22 protein-coding genes and 1 pseudogene are annotated in these 18255 nt (G+C 57.4%); 9 read left to right on the top strand and 14 right to left on the bottom strand.

Annotated elements, in window-relative coordinates; translation table 11 throughout:
- Positions 1–49 precede the first annotated feature (49 nt).
- The 3 genes from alc to puuE all read right to left on the bottom strand — a co-directional run bounded on the left by alc (position 50) and on the right by puuE (position 2571).
- Positions 50–1045, bottom strand: a complete 996-nt coding sequence (alc, locus tag ACZ9BB_RS15330) for an allantoicase (RefSeq protein WP_476214482.1) — start codon at positions 1043–1045, stop codon at positions 50–52.
- An 87-nt stretch (positions 1046–1132) separates the two neighbouring features.
- Positions 1133–1648, bottom strand: coding sequence for a 2-oxo-4-hydroxy-4-carboxy-5-ureidoimidazoline decarboxylase (uraD, locus tag ACZ9BB_RS15325; protein ID WP_476214481.1), 516 nt, complete (start codon positions 1646–1648; stop codon positions 1133–1135).
- The gene (puuE, locus tag ACZ9BB_RS15320; RefSeq protein WP_476214480.1) at positions 1645–2571 is read right to left on the bottom strand and encodes an allantoinase PuuE; all 927 of its coding nucleotides are present in this window, start codon (positions 2569–2571) and stop codon (positions 1645–1647) included. Before puuE ends, uraD begins: the two co-directional genes overlap by 4 nt.
- Positions 2572–3005: 434 nt before the next feature.
- Between puuE and uraH the strand changes: the two genes are divergently transcribed.
- Positions 3006–3359 (top strand): hydroxyisourate hydrolase, encoded by a 354-nt coding sequence (gene uraH / locus ACZ9BB_RS15315; protein WP_218394262.1) that lies wholly within the window; start codon positions 3006–3008, stop codon positions 3357–3359.
- 190 nt (positions 3360–3549) lie between these two features.
- On the opposite strand, the gene ACZ9BB_RS15310 is transcribed toward uraH, so the two are convergent.
- The 3 genes from ACZ9BB_RS15310 to ACZ9BB_RS15300 all read right to left on the bottom strand — a co-directional run bounded on the left by ACZ9BB_RS15310 (position 3550) and on the right by ACZ9BB_RS15300 (position 6421).
- Positions 3550–4176, bottom strand: coding sequence for a LysE family translocator (locus tag ACZ9BB_RS15310; protein WP_476214479.1), 627 nt, complete (start codon positions 4174–4176; stop codon positions 3550–3552).
- Positions 4177–4255: 79 nt separating this feature from the next.
- Positions 4256–5605, bottom strand: a complete 1350-nt coding sequence (locus ACZ9BB_RS15305) for an NCS2 family permease (protein ID WP_476214478.1) — start codon at positions 5603–5605, stop codon at positions 4256–4258.
- 360 nt (positions 5606–5965) lie between these two features.
- Positions 5966–6421 carry a MarR family winged helix-turn-helix transcriptional regulator gene (locus ACZ9BB_RS15300; RefSeq protein ID WP_476214477.1) on the bottom strand — a complete coding sequence of 152 codons (456 nt, stop codon included), beginning with the start codon at positions 6419–6421 and terminating at the stop codon, positions 5966–5968.
- Between the two features lie 81 nt (positions 6422–6502).
- Between ACZ9BB_RS15300 and ACZ9BB_RS15295 the strand changes: the two genes are divergently transcribed.
- On the top strand, positions 6503–7669 hold the full coding sequence (locus tag ACZ9BB_RS15295) for an aminotransferase-like domain-containing protein (RefSeq protein WP_476214476.1): 1167 nt from the start codon (positions 6503–6505) through the stop codon (positions 7667–7669).
- A gap of 105 nt (positions 7670–7774) precedes the next feature.
- Here ACZ9BB_RS15295 and ACZ9BB_RS15290 read toward each other — a convergent pair whose 3' ends face one another.
- From ACZ9BB_RS15290 to ACZ9BB_RS15260, 7 genes are all read right to left on the bottom strand, one after another.
- Positions 7775–8146 carry a glutathione S-transferase N-terminal domain-containing protein gene (locus ACZ9BB_RS15290; RefSeq protein ID WP_218394266.1) on the bottom strand — a complete coding sequence of 124 codons (372 nt, stop codon included), beginning with the start codon at positions 8144–8146 and terminating at the stop codon, positions 7775–7777.
- 103 nt (positions 8147–8249) lie between these two features.
- A complete protein-coding gene (gene folE, locus ACZ9BB_RS15285; protein WP_320394541.1) occupies positions 8250–8795 on the bottom strand; it encodes a GTP cyclohydrolase I FolE in 546 nt (181 codons plus the stop codon).
- Between the two features lie 22 nt (positions 8796–8817).
- Positions 8818–9966: a tyrosine-type recombinase/integrase gene (locus tag ACZ9BB_RS15280; protein ID WP_476218322.1), complete on the bottom strand. Its 1149-nt coding sequence runs from the start codon at positions 9964–9966 to the stop codon at positions 8818–8820.
- Positions 9867–10514, bottom strand: coding sequence for a hypothetical protein (locus tag ACZ9BB_RS15275; protein WP_476214475.1), 648 nt, complete (start codon positions 10512–10514; stop codon positions 9867–9869). Before ACZ9BB_RS15275 ends, ACZ9BB_RS15280 begins: the two co-directional genes overlap by 100 nt.
- Before the next feature lie 56 nt (positions 10515–10570).
- Positions 10571–10888 (bottom strand): pyocin activator PrtN family protein, encoded by a 318-nt coding sequence (locus tag ACZ9BB_RS15270; protein WP_201257050.1) that lies wholly within the window; start codon positions 10886–10888, stop codon positions 10571–10573.
- Entirely contained in the window at positions 10881–11021 is a 141-nt protein-coding gene (locus ACZ9BB_RS15265; RefSeq protein WP_476214474.1) for a hypothetical protein, read from the bottom strand. Before ACZ9BB_RS15265 ends, ACZ9BB_RS15270 begins: the two co-directional genes overlap by 8 nt.
- A gap of 25 nt (positions 11022–11046) precedes the next feature.
- Entirely contained in the window at positions 11047–11331 is a 285-nt protein-coding gene (locus ACZ9BB_RS15260; protein ID WP_476214473.1) for a phage antirepressor KilAC domain-containing protein, read from the bottom strand.
- Positions 11332–11437: 106 nt separating this feature from the next.
- Here ACZ9BB_RS15260 and ACZ9BB_RS15255 point away from each other — a divergent pair.
- The 7 genes and pseudogenes from ACZ9BB_RS15255 to ACZ9BB_RS15225 all read left to right on the top strand — a co-directional run.
- Positions 11438–11872, top strand: a pseudogene (locus tag ACZ9BB_RS15255) (phage tail protein); the annotation flags it as partial.
- Positions 11847–12053, top strand: coding sequence for a tail protein X (locus ACZ9BB_RS15250; RefSeq protein WP_476214472.1), 207 nt, complete (start codon positions 11847–11849; stop codon positions 12051–12053). The pseudogene ACZ9BB_RS15255 and the gene ACZ9BB_RS15250, both read left to right, overlap by 26 nt.
- An 82-nt stretch (positions 12054–12135) precedes the next feature.
- A complete protein-coding gene (locus tag ACZ9BB_RS15245; RefSeq protein ID WP_476214471.1) occupies positions 12136–13179 on the top strand; it encodes a phage late control D family protein in 1044 nt (347 codons plus the stop codon).
- 54 nt (positions 13180–13233) lie between these two features.
- Complete coding sequence (locus tag ACZ9BB_RS15240) at positions 13234–13797, top strand: glycoside hydrolase family 19 protein (RefSeq protein ID WP_476214470.1); 564 nt, start codon at positions 13234–13236, stop codon at positions 13795–13797.
- On the top strand, positions 13779–14321 hold the full coding sequence (locus tag ACZ9BB_RS15235; protein WP_476214469.1) for a lysis protein: 543 nt from the start codon (positions 13779–13781) through the stop codon (positions 14319–14321). The genes ACZ9BB_RS15240 and ACZ9BB_RS15235 overlap by 19 nt, the downstream gene beginning before the upstream one ends.
- 150 nt (positions 14322–14471) lie before the next feature.
- Positions 14472–15266: a DNA adenine methylase gene (locus tag ACZ9BB_RS15230; protein WP_476214468.1), complete on the top strand. Its 795-nt coding sequence runs from the start codon at positions 14472–14474 to the stop codon at positions 15264–15266.
- 217 nt (positions 15267–15483) lie between these two features.
- On the top strand, positions 15484–16851 hold the full coding sequence (locus ACZ9BB_RS15225) for a HEPN domain-containing protein (protein ID WP_476214467.1): 1368 nt from the start codon (positions 15484–15486) through the stop codon (positions 16849–16851).
- Between the two features lie 465 nt (positions 16852–17316).
- Here ACZ9BB_RS15225 and ACZ9BB_RS15220 read toward each other — a convergent pair whose 3' ends face one another.
- Positions 17317–18234 carry a DUF3800 domain-containing protein gene (locus ACZ9BB_RS15220; RefSeq protein WP_476214466.1) on the bottom strand — a complete coding sequence of 306 codons (918 nt, stop codon included), beginning with the start codon at positions 18232–18234 and terminating at the stop codon, positions 17317–17319.
- Positions 18235–18255: the final 21 nt, after the last annotated feature.

Raw genomic sequence — 18255 nt, 5'->3', positions numbered from 1 at the left:
CCGCTGCGCAGCCCAGCGGGAGCAAGCTCCCTCGCCACAGGTTCAGCGCTTATTTTGCTACCTTGCCGAGGACGCGCAGGCGGCTCACACCACCATCCGGGAACACGTTCAGGCGGATGTGGGTGATCGGGCCCAGTGCCTTGATCTGCTCGGCGAAGGTATGTTCGGCGTGCATTTCCAGCTTCTGGCTTGGCAGCAGTTCGCGCCAGAACAGCGATTGGGTTTCGATCTGGCTGTCGGTGCCTCCCTTCACGAATGCGCCCTGGATCGAGCAGCTGTCCGGGTAGTTGCCCTTGAAGTGCAGGGTGTCGACGATGACTTTCTCGACTTCACCCGCATGGCCCAGCGCGACGATCACCCAGTCATTGCCTGGCGTGCGACGACGGGCGGTTTCCCAGCCATCGCCCATGTTGATGCCACGGCCCGGATTGAGGATGTTGCTCATGCGGCCGAAGTGTTCGTCGGAGCAGGCCAGCGCCCGGCCGCCGTTCAGGGCTGCAGCCAGGTCGACCTGTTCGTTGTCGCCAACAGCGGACCAGTCGCGGAACGGAATGCCGTACACACGCAAACGGGCCACACCACCATCCGGGTAGATGTTGAAGCGCAGGTGGCTGAACGCCTGGTCGTTGTTGATTTCATAGTAGTGGTGGCTGTTGCCCTGCAGCTCGACGGCCGACAGCACTTCAGTCCACTGGGTGTTTTCGTCCGGCTCGCCCGAGGCCAGGAAGCAGGCTTCCAGGGAGGCCGATGGCGGGTAGTTGCCGGTGAAGAATGAAGTGTCGATGTCCACGCCCTTGATTGAGCCTGGTACGCCCAGGCGGATCACCGCGCTGTCGTAGCCTTCGAAGCGCTTGCGGCGCGACTCCCAGCCGTCCATCCACTTACCGTTGTCATCGAACACGCCCTCCTTCCACACGGCCGGGGTCGGCTGGAACAGACGGTTGGCGTCGGCGAACCAGTCATCGGTGACCGAGATGATTTTGGTGCCCAGGCGGGCGTCGGCCAGGTTGACGAACTTCTCGAAAGGTACAGCGTAAGCTTTCATTCTTCTTGTCTGCCTTTAATAAGTTGGCTTGGGATGCTTGCAGGGCCCGGAGCGTTTTTTGCGTTCGTCAACGTCGGGCCAGGCTTGCTATAGGGTCAGTAATCGGAACAACGCGATCTTGTTGATCTCTGCCAGCGCGCATTTGAATTCGGTGTCGACCGAGTTGTGGATGCGCGTTTCGAACGCCGCGAGGATCTGATGCCGGTTGCTGCCTTTTACCGCCATGATGAAGGGAAACTTGAACTTGGCCTTGTAGGCGTCGTTCAGCTCGGTGAAGCGTTCAAACTCATCGCTCGAGCATTGGTGGATACCGGCGCCAGCCTGTTCGTTCGTGCTGGCTTCGGTCAGTTCGCCCTGGACGGCCGCTTTGCCGGCCAGGTCCGGGTGCGCGACGACCAGCTCAAGCTGGCTTGCGTGATCGGCGCAGAGCAGGATGTCGCTCATGCGCTGGTGCAGGGTTTCGATCTCGTCGATCGATGCGTCCTGGCCCAGGTCGAAGGCCTTTTCGGCCACCCATGGCGAGTGTTCGTAGATGTCGGCGAAGGCGGCGACAAACGCGTCGCGGTTCAGGCTCGACGGTTTGATGGTTTGAAAGGTGCTCATTTCGCGGTCCCTTGGAACGGGTGGGTTTCGTGCCAGTGACGAGCGATGTCGACGCGGCGGCTGAACCACACCTGTTCATGACTTTTAGCGTATTCGATAAAGCGTTTGAGCGAGGCCAGACGCGCCGGACGGCCGATCAACCGGCAGTGCAGGCCGATCGACAACATTTTCGGTGCTTCGGCTCCTTCGGCGTACAGCACGTCGAAAGCATCTTTGAGGTATTCGAAGAAATCATCGCCCTTGTTGAAGCCCTGGACCTGGGTGAAGCGCATGTCGTTGGTATCCAGCGTGTACGGGATCACCAGGTGCGGCTTGCCGGTCGGGTTGTTCGGTTCCCAGTAGGGCAGGTCGTCGTCGTAGGTGTCGCAGTCATAGAGGAAACCGCCTTCTTCCATCACCAGCCGACGGGTGTTCGGGCCGGTGCGGCCGGTGTACCAGCCCAGTGGGCGCTCGCCGGTGATTTCAGTGAGGATGCGGATCGCTTCGAGCATGTGCTCGCGTTCCTGCGCTTCGTCCATGTACTGGTAGTCGATCCAGCGATAGCCGTGGCTACAGATCTCGTGGCCGGCTTCGACCATCGCGCGGATCACGTCCGGATGGCGCTGGGCGGCCATGGCTACGGCGAAAATGGTCAGCGGGATGTCGAATTCCTTGAACAGTTTCAGAACCCGCCAGACGCCGGCACGGCTGCCATACTCGTAAAGGGATTCCATGCTCATGTTGCGCTCGCCTTGCAGAGGCTGCGCCGAGACCATTTCCGAGAGGAAGGCTTCGGACTCTTTATCGCCATGAAGGATGTTGCGCTCGCCACCTTCCTCGTAGTTGAGCACGAAGGACAGGGCGATGCGGGCATTGCCCGGCCAGTGTGGGTGAGGAGGGTTACTGCCGTAACCGATCAGGTCGCGTGGGTAGTCAGCGCTCACTGCAGTCTTCCTTCTTGTTCGTGTCGACTTATTCAAGGTCAGGGTTGTGTGGCGGCCTGGCGATGAGATGACAGCCTGGCGTCACAGCGATGGAGTGATTGTATACAACTTTATGTTAACTTTGTAAGCCTGTTTTTTTGCCTTTTTTGCTCACTGTCCTCTTCGGAGGATACTGCAAGAAACCTGCCTGACTGGTCAGCTAATGGATAAGAGGTCCTTTGATCTTATGGTTTGGCGCAAGATTCGCTGGTAATCCCTGAATGGTGCTGGTGGTGGTAAAAATGTCGTTTTTATTGTGTACAATTTTTTTAAAAAGTGTCTTAATCAGTCGCTCGCCGCAGCTTTTCGTGCTCCGAAACGGTGCGGTCTCCTTTTCAACTGACTTCGGGAGGCGCGAGGTCTGACTGCTCCACGCAGGCAGGCGCGCAGAATCAATGGGACGTTTGACTACACACGTTTTGGACGCTGCACACGGTTGCCCGGGCAGTTCGATCAAGGTCGAGCTGTACCGCGTTGAAGGCTCGCAGCTGGAACTGGTTGCCACTGCAATTACCAACAGCGATGGCCGGGTCGATTCGCCGTTGCTGCAAGGCGATGATTATCGGTCCGGGGTCTATCAGCTTCAGTTTCACGCGGGTGATTACTACCGTGCCCGTGGGGTTCAGCTGCCTGAGCCTGCGTTCCTGGATGTGGTGGTGCTGCGGTTCGGCATCTCTGCCGAACAGGATCACTACCATGTGCCGCTGTTGATTTCGCCCTACAGCTATTCGACCTATAGAGGAAGCTAGGACTTTCCCCCCAGAATCCTGCGCATAAGCTTCTTTGGTCTTTCGCCCGCTCACACTGCGGGCTTTTTTTGCCCTGAGGAATGTGGTGCTTGGGAGGGACCCTTCGCGGGCAAGCCTCGCTCCTACAGAGTGGATGTCGTCCATGTGAACGACTCAAAACCTGTAGGAGCGAGGCTTGCCCGCGAAGCTCTTAGCGACTCAACAACGAAGCCGCACCAGCCCCGCTAAACAATCCCGCACTCACCCGGTTAAACCAGCTCTGCCCCTTGCCGCTGCGCAGATATCGCGCGGCACCATGAGCACCCAGCCCATAAGCCAATTTGCACAGCAAATCCAGCACGGTCCAGGTGGCAATCATCACCAGCAACTGCGGCAGGAAGGGCTGCTCGGCACTCAGAAACTGCGGCAGGAAAGCTGCAAAGAACAAAATGTCTTTTGGATTACTCGCGCCGAGCATGAACGCGCGCCCGAACAGTGCACGAAAGCGCGGTGCTGGCGCGGCCTGGGGCACTTCGGCGCCCTGGGATGGCTGGCGTGATTGCTGCCAGCTCTGCCAGGCGAGGTAGAACAAGTACAGCGCGCCGACAATTTTCAGGGCGCTAAACAGCTGTTCCGACGCCAGCAACAATGCGCCCAGGCCCAAAGCCGACGCACTGAGCAGGCAGATCGAGGCAAACACGCCCCCGAGAAACGCCGGGTAAGAACGGCGCAAACCGTAATTCAAACTGTTGCTGATCATCAGCAAAGACAGGGGCCCCGGGATCAGGATCACCACCAGTGCGGCACCGCTGAACAGCAGCCAGGTTTCCAGACTCATCACTTTGCTCCCTATATGCAAAAGCCTCACCCGACGGGGTGAGGCTGTTTTGAAACACTGTTTTTGAAACGTAGACGGCTTACAAGAAAACGAACTTGGCGATGAAGATCGCGCAGAGTACCCACAGGCTGATGGAAATTTCCTTGTGCTTACCGGTGCAGGCCTTCAGTACCACGTAGGTGATAAAGCCCAGCGCGATGCCGTCGGCGACCGAGAAGGTCAGCGGCATCATGATCGCGGTAACGATCGCCGGAATGCTGTCGGTCGCTTCGTCCCATTCGATGTGCGCCATGCCGCCCATCATCAGCATTGCCACATAAATCAGCGCACCGGCGGTTGCGTAAGCGGGGATCATGCCAGCCAGCGGTGCGAAAAACATCGCGGCTATAAATAGCACACCAACGGTCACGGCGGTAAGACCAGTCCGACCACCTGCGGCGACCCCCGCGGCACTTTCGACATAGCTGGTAACCGGCGGAACGCCAACCACTGCACCGAACACGCTGGATGCACTGTCGGCTTTGAGGGCGCGGGAAAGGTTTTCGATCTTGCCGTCGGCGTTCACCAGGCCGGCGCGCTGGGCGACGCCCATCAAGGTGCCGGCGGTGTCGAACATGTGTACGAAGAGGAAGGCCAGCACCACGCTGATCATGCTGACGTTGAACACGCCGGCGACATCCATGGCCAGCCACGTCGGGGCCAGGCTCGGCGGTGCCGACATAAGGCCCTCGTAATGCACCAGGCCCAGGCCCCAACCGGCCAGGGTCACGGTGATGATGCTGATGAGGATTGCACCGAACACTTTGTGGTAGCTGAGCACGGCGATCATCAGGAAGCAGATGGCGGCGAGCAGCGGGCCAGGCTCGCGCAACGAACCGAGCTTGATCAGAGTGGCCGGGCTATCGACGACGATGCCTGCGGTCTTCAGGCCGATAAGGCCGAGGAACAAGCCAACCCCTGCGCCCATGGCAAACCGCAGGCTCACTGGAATGCTGTTAAGCAGCCATTCGCGAATCCGGGAAAAGGTCAGGAACATGAACAACACACCGGAAACAAACACCGCACCGAGGGCGGTTTCCCAGTTGTAGCCCATGGTGCCGACCACGGTGTAGGTGAAGAACGCGTTCAGGCCCATGCCCGGCGCCAGGCCGACCGGCCAGTTGGCGTACAGGCCCATCAACAGGCAACCCAGCGCAGCAGCGATGCAGGTGGCCACGAATGCAGCACCGTGATCGATCCCGGCGTCGGCCATGATGTTGGGGTTGACGAAGATGATGTAGGCCATGGTGATGAAGGTTGTCAGACCGGCGATCAGCTCGGTCTTCACCGTGGTGCCGTGCAAGCTGAGTTTGAAGATGCGCTCCAGCCAGCCATTGCGTAATGGCGGCGAGAGTTCCAGCGTCGAGGCTTCGGATTTGCGGCTTTCCACAGCGAGTACTCCTCAAGAGTTTTATTGTTATTTCCAGGGCCGGACCCATGAGGGTGGCAGCGACCCTTTGAGGTACTTGCGAATTTGTTGACCTATTGGTCAGGAACTCGCACGAAGCGAATTATGCTTTTGTATACAAATAAAGCAAATAATGTTTTTGATTTTGTAGACGAAAAAAAAGGCAGGCAGGGTATATAGATATGAAATGTGCTGTGTAGCGAGCTTTTGTGGCGAGGGAGCTTGCTCCCGCTGGGGCGCGCAGCGGCCCGACTCAGGCGATGGCGATTTTTCAGGCATACCGGTGTTATCGTTCTTTGCGACTGCTGCGCAGCCGAACGGGAGCAAGCTCCCTCGCCACAGTCAGGTGTCGTCCCGGTCAACTCTGGTTACTTCCCCCAACGCCAGATTCACCGCCAACCACCCATTCACCGCCGTCTCCCCAGCCTCGGCAAACGCCCGCTCCAGCAATTTCACCTGCTCGCGACGCAGCGATTGCTCGAACCGCGCACCTTCAACGGTCAGTTCCAGCAGCCGCTTACGCTTGTCGGTCTGGGACGCGACGCTATTCACCAAATGCATTTCCACCAACTGACGCAGCGGAATGTTCAGCGCCTGCTTGGTCACATCGAGCAACGCCAGCAACTCCTTGACGCTGAGGGCAGGGTAGCGGGCGATGAAAAACACGATGCGTTGATGCACCCGACTCAAGCCGCGACGCTCGAGCATTTCATCGGCCTTGGCGGTGAAAGCCTGGTAGCCAAAGAAAAACGCTTCCATGGCTTGCTGCTGAGTGCTGGGGTTTTTAAGGTCAAGCATATTGACGTATCCGCTCGGTCTGTCGTAATTTCGGTCAATCAGTTTGACTCATTTTCCTCAGGCCTCGCTACCGGTGACCCCATGGCATTTTCCGAACGTGTCTCGCGCCTTAAAAGTTCTTTGATCCGTGAAATCCTCGCCGCCGCCCAGCGCCCGGAAGTGATGTCGTTTGCTGGCGGCTTGCCGGCCGAAGCCATGCTGCCGAACGTCGAGTGGGCCGACATGCCGCTGTCCATGGGGCAATACGGCATGAGCGAAGGCGAGCCGGCGCTACGTGAGGCGCTGGCCGCCGAAGCCCGAGCGTTGGGCGTGCCGTGCGAGGCGAGTCAGGTGCTGGTGGTCAGCGGCTCCCAGCAAACCCTCGATCTGGCGGCCAAGCTGTACATCGACAAAGGCACCGAGATTCTGCTCGAAGCGCCGACCTACCTGGCGGCGTTGCAGATTTTTCAGCTGTTTGGCGCCGACTGCATCACCGTCCCATTGGAAGCCGATGGCCCGAACCTTGTGCAATTGCGCAGCCGTCTGGAAAAGCACAAGCCCGCGTTCATCTACCTGATTCCGACGTTTCAGAACCCGTCGGCGGTGCGTTACAGCGAAGCCAAGCGCGACGCGGTGGCGGCGTTGCTCGACGAATTCGGCGTGACTCTGATCGAAGACGAACCCTACCGCGAACTGACCTTCGACGGCGGCAGTGCCACGCCGATCGTCAGCCGTTTGAACAAGGCCAGCTGGATCTACACCGGCACCGTGTCGAAAACCCTGTTGCCGGGCCTGCGGGTCGGTTACCTGATCGCCAGTCCAGACCTGTTCCCGCACTTGTTGCGGCTCAAGCAATCGGCCGATCTGCACACCAACCGCATCGGACAGTGGCAAGCGCTGCAATGGATCGGCACTGAAAAATACCAGCAGCACCTGAGTGAGTTGCGGGACTTCTACCGGGTTCGTCGGGATGCGTTTCAGTGCGCACTTGAAAGGCACTTTTCCGATCTGGCGGATTGGAACGTGCCGCAGGGAGGGCTGTTTTTCTGGCTCACGCTCAAGCAGCCGCTGGATACCCGCACGTTGCTCAACGCTGCGCTGGCGGCGGATGTGGCGTTTATGCCGGGCGAACCGTTTTTCCCCGAGCCGGACAACAACCTTGGCCATCTGCGGCTGAACTTCAGCCACATCGACCCGGTGCGGCTGGACGAAGGGCTCAAGCGGCTGGCGGCGGTGGTACGTCAGGTACAGAAGGCAGAAGCGGCCTGAAGGGAGGGTATAAACCAATAAACCGGCCAATCGGCCGGTTTATTTTTGTCTGGGAATTGTAGTGCTTGTGCCCGCGATGACGCCGGTCAAAGCACCACAAAACCATCAGGCCGCAGCAAATCGCTTATCCAGATAATCAATGATCACCTTGGACTCATACATCCAGGTGGTCTGGCCATTCTCTTCGATGCGCAGGCACGGAACCTTGATCTTGCCGCCTTGCTCCAGCAGGGTCTGGCGATCCTGTTCACTGTTCTTGGCATCGCGCAGGGCCACCGGCACGTTCAGGCGACGCAGGGTACGACGGGTTTTCACGCAGAACGGGCAGGCGTGGAACTGATACAGGGTCAGGTCCTTGGCGGCCGCTTCGACCTGAGCCTGAGCGGCGGCGGGGCGCTGCTTTTTGCCAGGACGGGTGATGAAGTCGATGAAGATGATCAGTTGGCCGAGGCCGACACGAAGCGCTTTGACGAACACGTTGTAAGCCTCACGGGGCGAATGAAGAAAGGCGCGCAGCTTACCTGATTTTTCGCAGGCGAAAAAAAACCGGCGATCAGTGCCGGTTTTCTTGTGCCGCGAATTACTTGATCAGGCTGAGAAACTCGCTGCGGGTGGCTGCGTTCTCGCGGAACTCGCCGAGCATCACCGAGGTGATCATCGTCGAATTCTGTTTCTCCACGCCGCGCATCATCATGCACATGTGCTTGGCCTCGATCACCACAGCAACGCCCAGGGCGCCAGTGACTTGCTGGACCGCATCGGCGATCTGGCGGCTGAGGTTTTCCTGGATCTGCAGGCGACGGGCGTACATATCGACGATCCGCGCGACTTTCGACAACCCCAGGACCTTGCCGCTCGGGATGTAGGCAACGTGGGCTTTACCGATGAACGGTAGCAGATGGTGTTCGCACAACGAGTAGAGCTCGATGTCCTTGACCAGCACCATCTCGCTGTTATCGGAGCTGAACAAGGCACCGTTGGTGACCTCTTCCAGTGTCTGTTCATAACCGCGGCAGAGGTACTGCATGGCTTTGGCGGCACGTTTTGGCGTGTCGAGCAGGCCCTCGCGGGAGGCATCCTCGCCCAATTGGCCGAGAATCTCGGTGTAATTCTGTTCCAGTGTCACAGGGGCTGATTCCATAAGGGTTTCAGAGGGGTACTGTTTCAGTCTGTACCAATTTTGTACCAATCCAGCTGTTTTCGAGCTTCCCGAGTTCACCCCAGTCGGTGCTGGAGTTTATCCATCGGGCGTAGGTCGATAGCAGCATCTGAACGCTATGACCGAGCTGAGTGGCAATAAATGCAGGGTTCATCCCCGCCATGAGGCACATGGTAGCGTATGTGTGTCGGCAGTTGTATTGCCGGCGGGCGCGAAGCTTCAAATCGGTCAGCGCCACCTGGAAGTGTTTGTCGGTCACACTCGCCTGCTGGATGAACTCGAAGTTCTTGGTGGGCGGGAACACAAACGGCGACTCCGCCTGCTTGCGACGGCTCTGCTGCGTGCGTTGCTTGGCCACCCGCTCGGCTTCCTCTATCGCATGCAACGCGCGACTATTGAGCATGACCTGGCGCTCGGTTCGGGTTTTGGTACGCTCCTCGATCTTGTAGTCCGCGACGATCCGACACACATTGACCAGGCGCTTGTCCTTGTCGACCTCTTCCCAGCGCAGTGCCGCCATTTCGCTGGGACGCATGCCGGTATAGAAGGCGAACTCAAAATACGCCGCGTAGATCCGCATCGAATGGGTCAGCGTCTTGTACAGGTGATCGATGATGGCGTCGGCTTCGTCCACCGTGAAGGGGTCGATCGGCTTCTTGGCCCTCGCCGGCAGTTCGATGGAGTCCACCGGGTTGCGATTGATCAGCCCGTCTTTCACCGCGGTACCGAACACCATGGTCAAACGCTGGATCGCCGAGCGCTTCACGCCTGGTGATGGCCATTCGGTGTTGGCCACCACCTTGCGCAGCATCACCGACGTGATGCTGTCGATGGGCAGCATTGCCAGATAAGGCATCCAGTACAGATTGAGGGAGCCGAGATAGTTCTTGCGTGTACCGGCCACGATCTCCCGACTGTTGAGCCACTCCTGGGCATACTCCCCGAAACGGGGAGTCGCCGAGTAGGTGGCATAAGCGGAGTTGGGGAACAGTTCGGTATAGCGCTGATCATCCAGCACGCCATGCTTGATCAGACTGATTACGTTAGCGCGTAGGTCGGCGGCAGCCTTAATCCCCTTCGGCGTTTGGGGATAGGGGAGGGTTTCGCAACGGCGTTGCCCGTTCCAGGTGAAGCGAATGCGGACGGACTGTCCAGCAAATTCAACTCCGGTGGGCAATCCCATTGGCTTTCGAGCCATGCCTCGTATCTCCTGATGCTGTAGTAAATGCGGCTGTCGATGGTGTTCCAAACACCTTTGGGGATAACCCCTCTGGCGCGCTTGCCTTGCAATGCTCGGCGGGTCGTGCCGACCAGTTCGGCCATCTTGTCTTCCGGAATTTTGTCGACCTGGTAGGTCTGGGGCAGTGCTTCTGCTGCGTTGTCGAAGTGCGTATACCCCATGACAGGCTGCGCGGGCGGGCGATCCCAAGCGTTTAGCGTTGCATTGGGTGTGGCTGCCCGGCGCAGCGTTTGGTGGGGTATAAGTGCCTCGGTGGCGGCACAAGGAAAAGCAGTAATGCCTGCTGCTGCGCAGCAGAGACTCTTTGTTCCTGGTGCATCGACCCCATTAGCGTGGCGGAGCAAAGCGGTCATTGTTTGGGTGGTATGCCGGTTGGTCTTCATGCCGCTTTCCTCCGGTGTTCGATAGCGAGTTGGTCCATCAGGCGCTGGTTGAATTGAAGTCATGTGGTGTGCTCCTGGTATCACTTGGCTGGTGGTGGCAGCCATTCGGGTTGCTGGTCTTACTCGGTTGGTTCGTCCTGCGGTCGCAGCATTTCTTCATCCGCCTTGTAGGCACGGATGTCGATCAATGAGGCGACATGCCGGATGTGGGCGTACTTCGGTGCCTTGCGGCTGGTGTCCAGCGTGGTGATGGGAAGCTGAATCCGGCCGCTGTTGATCTCGGCCACAAACGATTGTTCGTTGAGATTGCGGAAGTACTGCTCGCGCACTTTTTCCAGCGGGATCAGCACGTCGCCGAAAGTGCGGTAGAGCAGTTCTACGGTGGCCGACTCTGGTGCGGGCAGCAGTCGGAGTGGTGTTTGACCTGCATTAGTCATTGGCTTGCGCAGCCTCCTTGCGTCGTGTTTTTGCCGGATGGTTCCAGGCGTTCAGGCAGTGGGTTTTGGTCAGCTCGCGCAGATGTTCGGGCACTTCGAGGAGCGCGGCGTTGCGCTCCTCTCGTGTCCGCATGGCAATGATCTGGCGGGCGTATTCCCTAGGCCACATCACGGTTATCTGTCGGGATGGCAGGTAGGTCGATGCCCAACTGATCGGCCAGCCAGCGGATGCCGGGTTGTTTGACTCGGGTCGATTGGCTGTACTGCATGCCGAGCTGTTCGTGGTACCACTGGCCGTCCTTGACCTTTAGGTACTCGCGATCACGGTTGGGGTAGGCCGGCAGGTTCCGTTCGTTGAGCAGACCCTTCTCCCGCATCTGGCTGATGAGCTTGGGCCGGGTCAAGCCGAGGTGGATTGCGGCTTGGGCGAGTGTGCGATCCATGGCATCCCCCTCAAGCGGCGTGTGCGGCAGGGGTTGCCGCTGCAGCCAGGTGGTTGATGGACTCGGTGACCTTGCCGTAGATCTCAGCATCGGTGCCGCACACGGTGAGGCGGTGAAGCCGTTCCCGCACTTGCTGATCATCCAGCCCAAAGACCCCAAGGCGCAGCCGTATTTCTTCAATCTAGACACGGCGGCTTTTGACGAGCTGCGACGCTCGACCGAGTTCCGCTGGGCCTCGCAGGAACGCCTGTCGCGCCGGCCGGCGCAGCAAGCCGTGGGCATGGGCGACGAGAAGATTACGCTCAAGGGCGCGATCTTCCCGGGTTTCAAGGGCGGCCTGAAGCAGCTCGACACGTTGCGCGCGATTGGCGCCAAGCTTGAGCCGTTGAGCCTGGTCACGGGTTATGGCGACGTGCTGGGGAACTGGTGCCTCAAGAGCATTGAAGAAGAACAGAGCGCGCTGATGCAGGGTGGCATCCCGCGCAAACAAGGGTTCACGCTGGAGTTTGTACGCTATGGCGACGACATGCAGAACGTCTGACGGGGATTTGTTGGACACCATCTGTCACAACTACTACGGCCATTTGGTCGGCAGTGTCGAGGCGGTGCTGGATGCCAATCAGGGGTTGGCTGACGAGCCTCAACCTTATCGCGCAGGGGTACTCATTACGCTACCGGATCTGCTGGCCCCTGCTACGGAGCAGGTAACGCTATGGGATTGATGATCTACACTCGTTTCGTTCATCGCTTCAAATTCCTTACTTTCTTGCCCGCCTTGTGCGGGTATTTTTTTGGAAAAAATTCATGACGCCCATCTTTCGTATCGTGGCGGATGGGGCCGATATCACGAGCCTGATCAACGATCGGCTGTTGCAGCTCAGCACCACGGACAAACCCGGCATGGAGTCGGACGAATTCGAATTGCGTATTGATGACCGCGACGGGCTGGTGACGCTGCCCCGTAAGGGCATCGGCATCGAGATCTACCTGGGCTATGCCGAGACGAGCCTGGCGCGCTTGGGCCTCTATGTGGTGGACGAGGTCACGGTATCCGGTCCGCCGGATGTGATCGTGATCAAGGGCAAGGCCAGCGACATGCGCGGCAGCGGCAAGACCATCCGCAGCGGTAGCTGGGAGAACGTGCCGCTGTCCAAGATCGTCAGCGATGTCGCCACGCGTAATGGCTGGCAGCCGGTGTGCCCGGTCACGACGAAGGTCGCCCGGGCCGACCAGCTCAGCGAATCCGACTTCAACTTCATCACGCGCCTGGCCAAGCAATACGACTGTACCGCCAAGGTCGGCGACGGGAAGCTGTTGGTGATGCCCCGTCAAAGTGGCCAGACGGCCAGCGGCAAGGCGTTTGGGGCCGTCACCCTGACCCGCCGTGACGTCAGTCGCTGGCAGTTTCGCTTTGGCGATCGCAGCGCACACAAGGCGGTGGCCACCAAGCACCAGGACAAGAAGACCGGAAAGCTCGCGGTCGTCTCCCTGGACAATGACGACGTGCCGGACGGCCTGCCGGCGGTGCATACCGATCGGCACATTCATCCGAACAAGACCGCCGCGGAATCGGCGGCCAAGGCGCGCTTGGCGGCGTTCAACCGCTCGAGCGCGGATGTTCGGTTTGAAATGCCCGGGCGCACGGACCTGTTTGCCGAGCGGACGATCAACGCCCAGGGATTCAAGGTCGGGCTTGATGGCGAGTATCTGGCGGACTCGGTGGAGCAGGTCTACACCCAAGCCGGCTGGTCGACCACCGTGGAATGCAACGGCGGCAAGAACGGCAAGGCCAAGGGCAGGAAAAAGAAGAAAGAGGCGAGGCCGGTCAAAGTCGTGTCCCTGAAGTAACGCTACAGAGAACCCATAGCCGCCGAGAGCGGTTTTTTTATGCCTGGAGTTTGTATGTCTTTAACCGAGCAACAGCTGCAACGCATCATGCCGAACGCCCGCCGCCAAGCGGGCGTTTTTGTATCCGTCCTAAACACCGCCATGGCCCACCGGCTAATCAACACACCGAAGCGGCAGGCCGCATTCCTGGCTCAGGTCGGGCACGAGTCCGGCCAACTGCAGTACGTCCGCGAACTGGGCGGCGACCAGTACCTGAGCAAGTACGACACCGGCAGTCTGGCGGCGAAACTGGGCAATACGCTCGAACCAGATGGTGACGGTCAGCGCTATCGCGGTCGTGGTCTGATCCAGATCACCGGCCGCAACAACTACCTGCGCTGCAGCTTGGCACTGTTCGGCGACGAGCGATTGCTGCGCACCCCGGAGTTGCTCGAGCTGCCGCAATGGGCTGCCGAGTCGGCCGCGTGGTTCTGGTGGGTACGCGAACTGAACGCCTTGGCGGATCGGGATGAATTCAACGCGATCACCCGCAAAATCAACGGCGGACTCAACGGCCTGGAGGATCGGCTGCAATTGTGGGAGCGGGCGAGGGCGGTGCTATGCGTCTCTTCGACCTGATCCCGGCGCCGTATCGGTTGCTGGGCATCGGCGTGCTGCTGGTCGTATTGGCCGGAAGTTCCGCCATGGCGGCTTGGCAGGTTCAGGGCTGGCGCTATGGCCGACAGCTTGAGCAACAAGCTCGCCTGCAGGCGGAAAGCCTCAACCGACAAACGCTGGCAGCTGCCGCGCAGCAACAAGCCGAGCAGGACAAACGTCTGGCCCTGGAGCAGCGGCTTTCAGTCAGTGAACAAATCCATTACCGAGCTCTAAGCGATGTCCAACGTGATCAAGGTCGCCTGCGCGACCGCCTTGCCACTGCTGATCTGCGCCTGTCAGTCCTACTCGACGCCACCGATGCAGCCAGTAGCCGAACAGTGTCAGCCGCCACCGCAACCGGCGGCGTGGTTCATGGCGCCACAAGAGCCCAACTTGACCCAGCGCATGCTCAACGAATTATCGGCATCACCGATGCCGGCGACCAAGGATTGATCGCATTGGCAGCCTGTCAGGCCTATGCCAAAGAAGTCTCAACACCGAAGTGAAAAAGAGCGGTCGGAGTGGATGCGTCAACATCCAACCCGACCGCCGTCCCTGCAGATTGGCCCTGCAAGTCCAGCCTAGGCTCTTACTCCGTGCACGAAGCGCGGCGAGCCTAGCACCTGTTTATCCATACAGTAAAGGTCTTGCTCTCAATGTCTTCACCCATCATCCCCTGGATGGGCGGCAAACGCCGCCTGGCCGATCGCCTCATCCCGCTTTTTCCACCCCACGAATGCTACGTTGAAGTCTTTGCCGGCGGTGCCGCACTGTACTTCATGCGACCCCAGGCCGCGCCCGTGGAAGTCCTCAACGACATCAACGGCGACCTGGTCACGCTCTATCGCGTCGTGCAGAACCACCTCGAAGAGTTCGTGCGCCAATTCAAATGGGCGCTCAGCTCGCGGCAGGTGTTCGAGTGGCAGAAGATGACCCGCCCCGAAACCCTCACCGACATCCAGCGCGCCGCCCGATTTTTCTACCTGCAGCATCATGCCTTTGCCGGCAAGGTCACCGGGCAGACGTTCGGTACCGCCACCACCGGCCCTGCCATCAACCTGTTGCGGATCGAGGAAAACCTCTCGGCCGCTTGGCAGCGTCTGTCCGGCACCTACGTCGAGAATCTGCCCTGGCTCGAATGCGCCGAACGCTATGACCGTGCCCATACCTTCCATTATATGGACCCGCCTTACTGGCAGACCGCCGGGTATGGCGTGGACTTTCCTTTCGAAAACTACGAACGGATGGCAGACTTCATGCGTCGCTGCAAAGGCAAGGTGATGGTCAGTATCAACGACCATCCCGACATCCGCCGCGTGTTCGAAGACTTCCATTTCGAAACTCTGGACATCCGCTACACCACGACCAACCAGCGGCAAGGAAAGGCCGAGGTCACTGGCGAACTGGTAATCATGAACTGGGAGCCGGTGGCGTTGGGAGGGCTGTTCTGAGGCCGGGAGGCAAGGAAGTTGCGGTATCGTCCGCCACAGCTGCTGCTACACATTGTAATGCCTCCGCGTTCATCAATGGTGCAGCCACCTCAATGCTGCTGAGCAATCAGACAAAGCCGATTACACTAAAAATCAACCTTACGCTCGCCACTTTGCCTTTTCGGCAATCCCAGGTACAAGATGATCTCAGAATTAGGGACATTTTCGGTGCGCGCTCATGTTAGACAGAGTTGAAGAGCTGGAACTAAACAAAGAGTATTTTTTTGACGTGGTTTATAGAGAGGGGGATGCTGGTTATGCGGCTACCCTGCATCTCACCCCTGAAGCGATAAAATTTAAGGTTACTTCTGAGCGTCGTTTTAATCTGTCTTGGGGGGCAGTCGAGGCGATTTGCGAAGACCGTCACAATGTCTTCATGCTGAAAGGGTTGTATTGCATTGCATCCAAAGATGCAACTATAAGTCACATTCCATCTGTTGGGATTCATGAAGCTGAGTTTGCCGTTGATGCTGTATATTTTTGCCCCGCAGGCGCTCCTGAGGATGGAAAGTTCGAATCGCTAAATATATTTTCGACTACAGTGAATGAATGGGTTGGGTATACGACAACACAGCAGAAAATATTCGAGGCAAGCTACAAGCGTGAAGATGTTGAGTCGCTTTTAATAGAGTTTTCCGCAACGGCGAACGAAGGAGAAGAAATAGGAGTGCAATACAACGGCAAGTATCGTCAGTCGCATCTTTTATATGAGCAGGGCTTCACTTTTGTACCTTCATTGTTTTATTCGTTGTCAATTCCGGAAAACGCTTCCGATCCTTTCTCTGTTTATACGAAGATTCACAATCTTCTCGCTTTTTTAACTGGCGTTGAACCTTCCGTGCAGTCCATCGCAATACATTATGATCTATATGGGTTTGCACGCAAGGGCTCGCTTTACTGTCCAAATAACAGTATGCGTTCTAAGAGAAGCGACACTTATGCAATGTTTCCGTTAGGTAAAGATCCTCGGTTCGACGATTGGGGTATTGCGCCCTTTCCTCTAACGTCGTTTGAACTGTACTTCAATTCGGAATCTGAACTGCCTGACTTGTTATCGAAGTATGTGAAGTATAGAAATATGGGTAACGCGGAAGATAGGCTTTTAGGCTATTTTCGATTGTTGGAAAAGCACTGCTATAACAGGAAGTATTATCTACCTGAGGATTTGTTTGTTCGTTTTTCTCGGCTTGCAAAGCGGTGGGTGAAAGGTAATAGTGAATTAACGACAAAGCAAGTTAGTAGCTTTGAGGGAGGGTTGAAAAGATTTAATGGGCAAAAATACAATACGGAAAAATGCGTTACCGACTTTCTTCGTTCATTGCCTGAGCCTATTCAAAAGGGGGTGGGTGTAACCAGTGATCTATTAAAAGAGATATGTACGCTTCGCAACAATATTACTCATGCGAATGCATATCATATTGAAGAGGTTAGGCTGCACGCACTAACAGCCTATGTTCACCATTTGTTGATATTTGCAATATTAGATAAGTTGAGTGTTGATTTGAACGGTGTCGCAAATCTCACAGGTCGTCTCAGGAATTATTGACCTCTGTCATGTAGGAAAGGGCGGCGCCCAGCGCATTCAGCAGATTGATGCTTTAGTCGCTTAACCTTCTCGACACCACCATGACTGTGCGTAAGCACAGCCATCAATGTATTCGATGCCGCTCAAGACGAACCCGGTCCAGGATGCGGCAGGCACTGCCTGCTATTGGCGCCGGCAGGTCATCCCCCGTTGCACACAATGCAAGGTTTGGCAGAAAAATGTCATAGGTTTGCTCAGGTCGCCTCTGGCTGCTGCAGGCGATCGACTCAGCCAAAGGCCCAGCCCGCTTGAGCGGAAAACAAAAAAAGCGACGATAAGGGAGTTTTTGGATTTCTGAATGGCTCTGGACTGGCTGTAATTGCAGTCCAGAGTTGCTGTCGGCGATGGAAGGGGTAGCCCTTTGTTTATAAGGCCTGCATCAGGATCTACTCAAAATTCTGATTGCACAGAATTGCATCGCACAACCTACAGAGTTCCATCATTGGAGCTGGCTTGGAGCGGGACGGCTACCTGTTCCGTTGCTGGTGCTAGTGCCTGAGGTTGCGGTTGGGGGAAAATAGAAGTCCGTCCACCGTGAGGGTCTTGCACAGTGATTCCCCAGCGTCTTTGACCGTTCTCTGAGCAGTGGTACTGAAGAGCCTTGATGCGTCGCGAGTAGCGCTGGACTATCGCATCATAGTTGGGATGGGTGTGGACATTGTTGAACGGCCCATCACAAACGGTGCGACCAGCTATTGGGTAAAGGATCGTTGAACAGATTAGGTCAGCTATTTGCAGGCAGGCGTGGTTATCGCTGATCCCGAAAACAGCGGCTTCCTCAATAGAAGGATAGGCGTCTCCGCCTCCGCCCAATTTGTGCTTCTGCGTGAAGATGGAGTGAGCCACGTAACGGTTTCGAGCAGGGTCACGAAAATCCGCGATGATCATGCCGCGTGATTCACGATCAATAAGGAAATGCTGGAAGCGCTTGGCAATGTGCTGAGCGGTGATGGTATAGATGGATTGGTCTCCGAGAGCCTGGCCATACTGCTTGACCCATACTCGCGAAACCACCTTGATGTCGTTAGCCTTGCAGATGCTCAGCACGCCATCGATGAACTTGAAATGGTGTTGGATAAGGGCGTGGGTCGCGGGATGACGTCTGATGTCGCTTCTCAGATCCGATCCTTTGATTTCCCTGAGTAGCACGTTAAGAGCGTGCCGCTCATTTTTGAATAGCTTGGGGTAAAACTGGCGCTTGAGGCAGATGAACTCATCGGTAATCCGGCTGATGCGTTGTGCATCAACAAAGAGCCCTGCAACGATCAGCATTGGTTGCTTGTCGTCAATGGCACTACGGATAGGTTGTGAATCGCCAGACTCGTCGATATAGCAGATGTGCATTAACGAACCCCAGAAATAGAA

It is taken from the genome of Pseudomonas sp. TE3552, assembly GCF_056278945.1.
Note: the sequence above shows the minus strand (reverse complement) of the source record. Positions and strands in the feature narration are given on the sequence as shown.

Excerpts from the sequence above, each read along its gene's own strand:
- ACZ9BB_RS15230 (WP_476214468.1), top strand. The coding sequence starts at position 14,472 with ATGTCTTCACCCATCATCCCCTGGATGGGCGGCAAACGCCGCCTGGCC.
- alc (WP_476214482.1), bottom strand. The coding sequence starts at position 1,045 with ATGAAAGCTTACGCTGTACCTTTCGAGAAGTTCGTCAACCTGGCCGAC.
- ACZ9BB_RS15240 (WP_476214470.1), top strand. The coding sequence starts at position 13,234 with ATGTCTTTAACCGAGCAACAGCTGCAACGCATCATGCCGAACGCCCGC.
- ACZ9BB_RS15310 (WP_476214479.1), bottom strand. The coding sequence starts at position 4,176 with ATGAGTCTGGAAACCTGGCTGCTGTTCAGCGGTGCCGCACTGGTGGTG.
- ACZ9BB_RS15235 (WP_476214469.1), top strand. The coding sequence starts at position 13,779 with ATGCGTCTCTTCGACCTGATCCCGGCGCCGTATCGGTTGCTGGGCATC.
- ACZ9BB_RS15250 (WP_476214472.1), top strand. The coding sequence starts at position 11,847 with ATGGCGACGACATGCAGAACGTCTGACGGGGATTTGTTGGACACCATC.
- ACZ9BB_RS15220 (WP_476214466.1), bottom strand. The coding sequence starts at position 18,234 with ATGCACATCTGCTATATCGACGAGTCTGGCGATTCACAACCTATCCGT.
- ACZ9BB_RS15270 (WP_201257050.1), bottom strand. The coding sequence starts at position 10,888 with ATGACTAATGCAGGTCAAACACCACTCCGACTGCTGCCCGCACCAGAG.
- ACZ9BB_RS15295 (WP_476214476.1), top strand. The coding sequence starts at position 6,503 with ATGGCATTTTCCGAACGTGTCTCGCGCCTTAAAAGTTCTTTGATCCGT.
- ACZ9BB_RS15265 (WP_476214474.1), bottom strand. The coding sequence starts at position 11,021 with ATGCGGACACGAGAGGAGCGCAACGCCGCGCTCCTCGAAGTGCCCGAA.
- uraH (WP_218394262.1), top strand. The coding sequence starts at position 3,006 with ATGGGACGTTTGACTACACACGTTTTGGACGCTGCACACGGTTGCCCG.
- ACZ9BB_RS15245 (WP_476214471.1), top strand. The coding sequence starts at position 12,136 with ATGACGCCCATCTTTCGTATCGTGGCGGATGGGGCCGATATCACGAGC.
- ACZ9BB_RS15275 (WP_476214475.1), bottom strand. The coding sequence starts at position 10,514 with ATGACTTCAATTCAACCAGCGCCTGATGGACCAACTCGCTATCGAACA.
- ACZ9BB_RS15300 (WP_476214477.1), bottom strand. The coding sequence starts at position 6,421 with ATGCTTGACCTTAAAAACCCCAGCACTCAGCAGCAAGCCATGGAAGCG.
- ACZ9BB_RS15260 (WP_476214473.1), bottom strand. The coding sequence starts at position 11,331 with ATGGATCGCACACTCGCCCAAGCCGCAATCCACCTCGGCTTGACCCGG.
- ACZ9BB_RS15225 (WP_476214467.1), top strand. The coding sequence starts at position 15,484 with ATGTTAGACAGAGTTGAAGAGCTGGAACTAAACAAAGAGTATTTTTTT.
- uraD (WP_476214481.1), bottom strand. The coding sequence starts at position 1,648 with ATGAGCACCTTTCAAACCATCAAACCGTCGAGCCTGAACCGCGACGCG.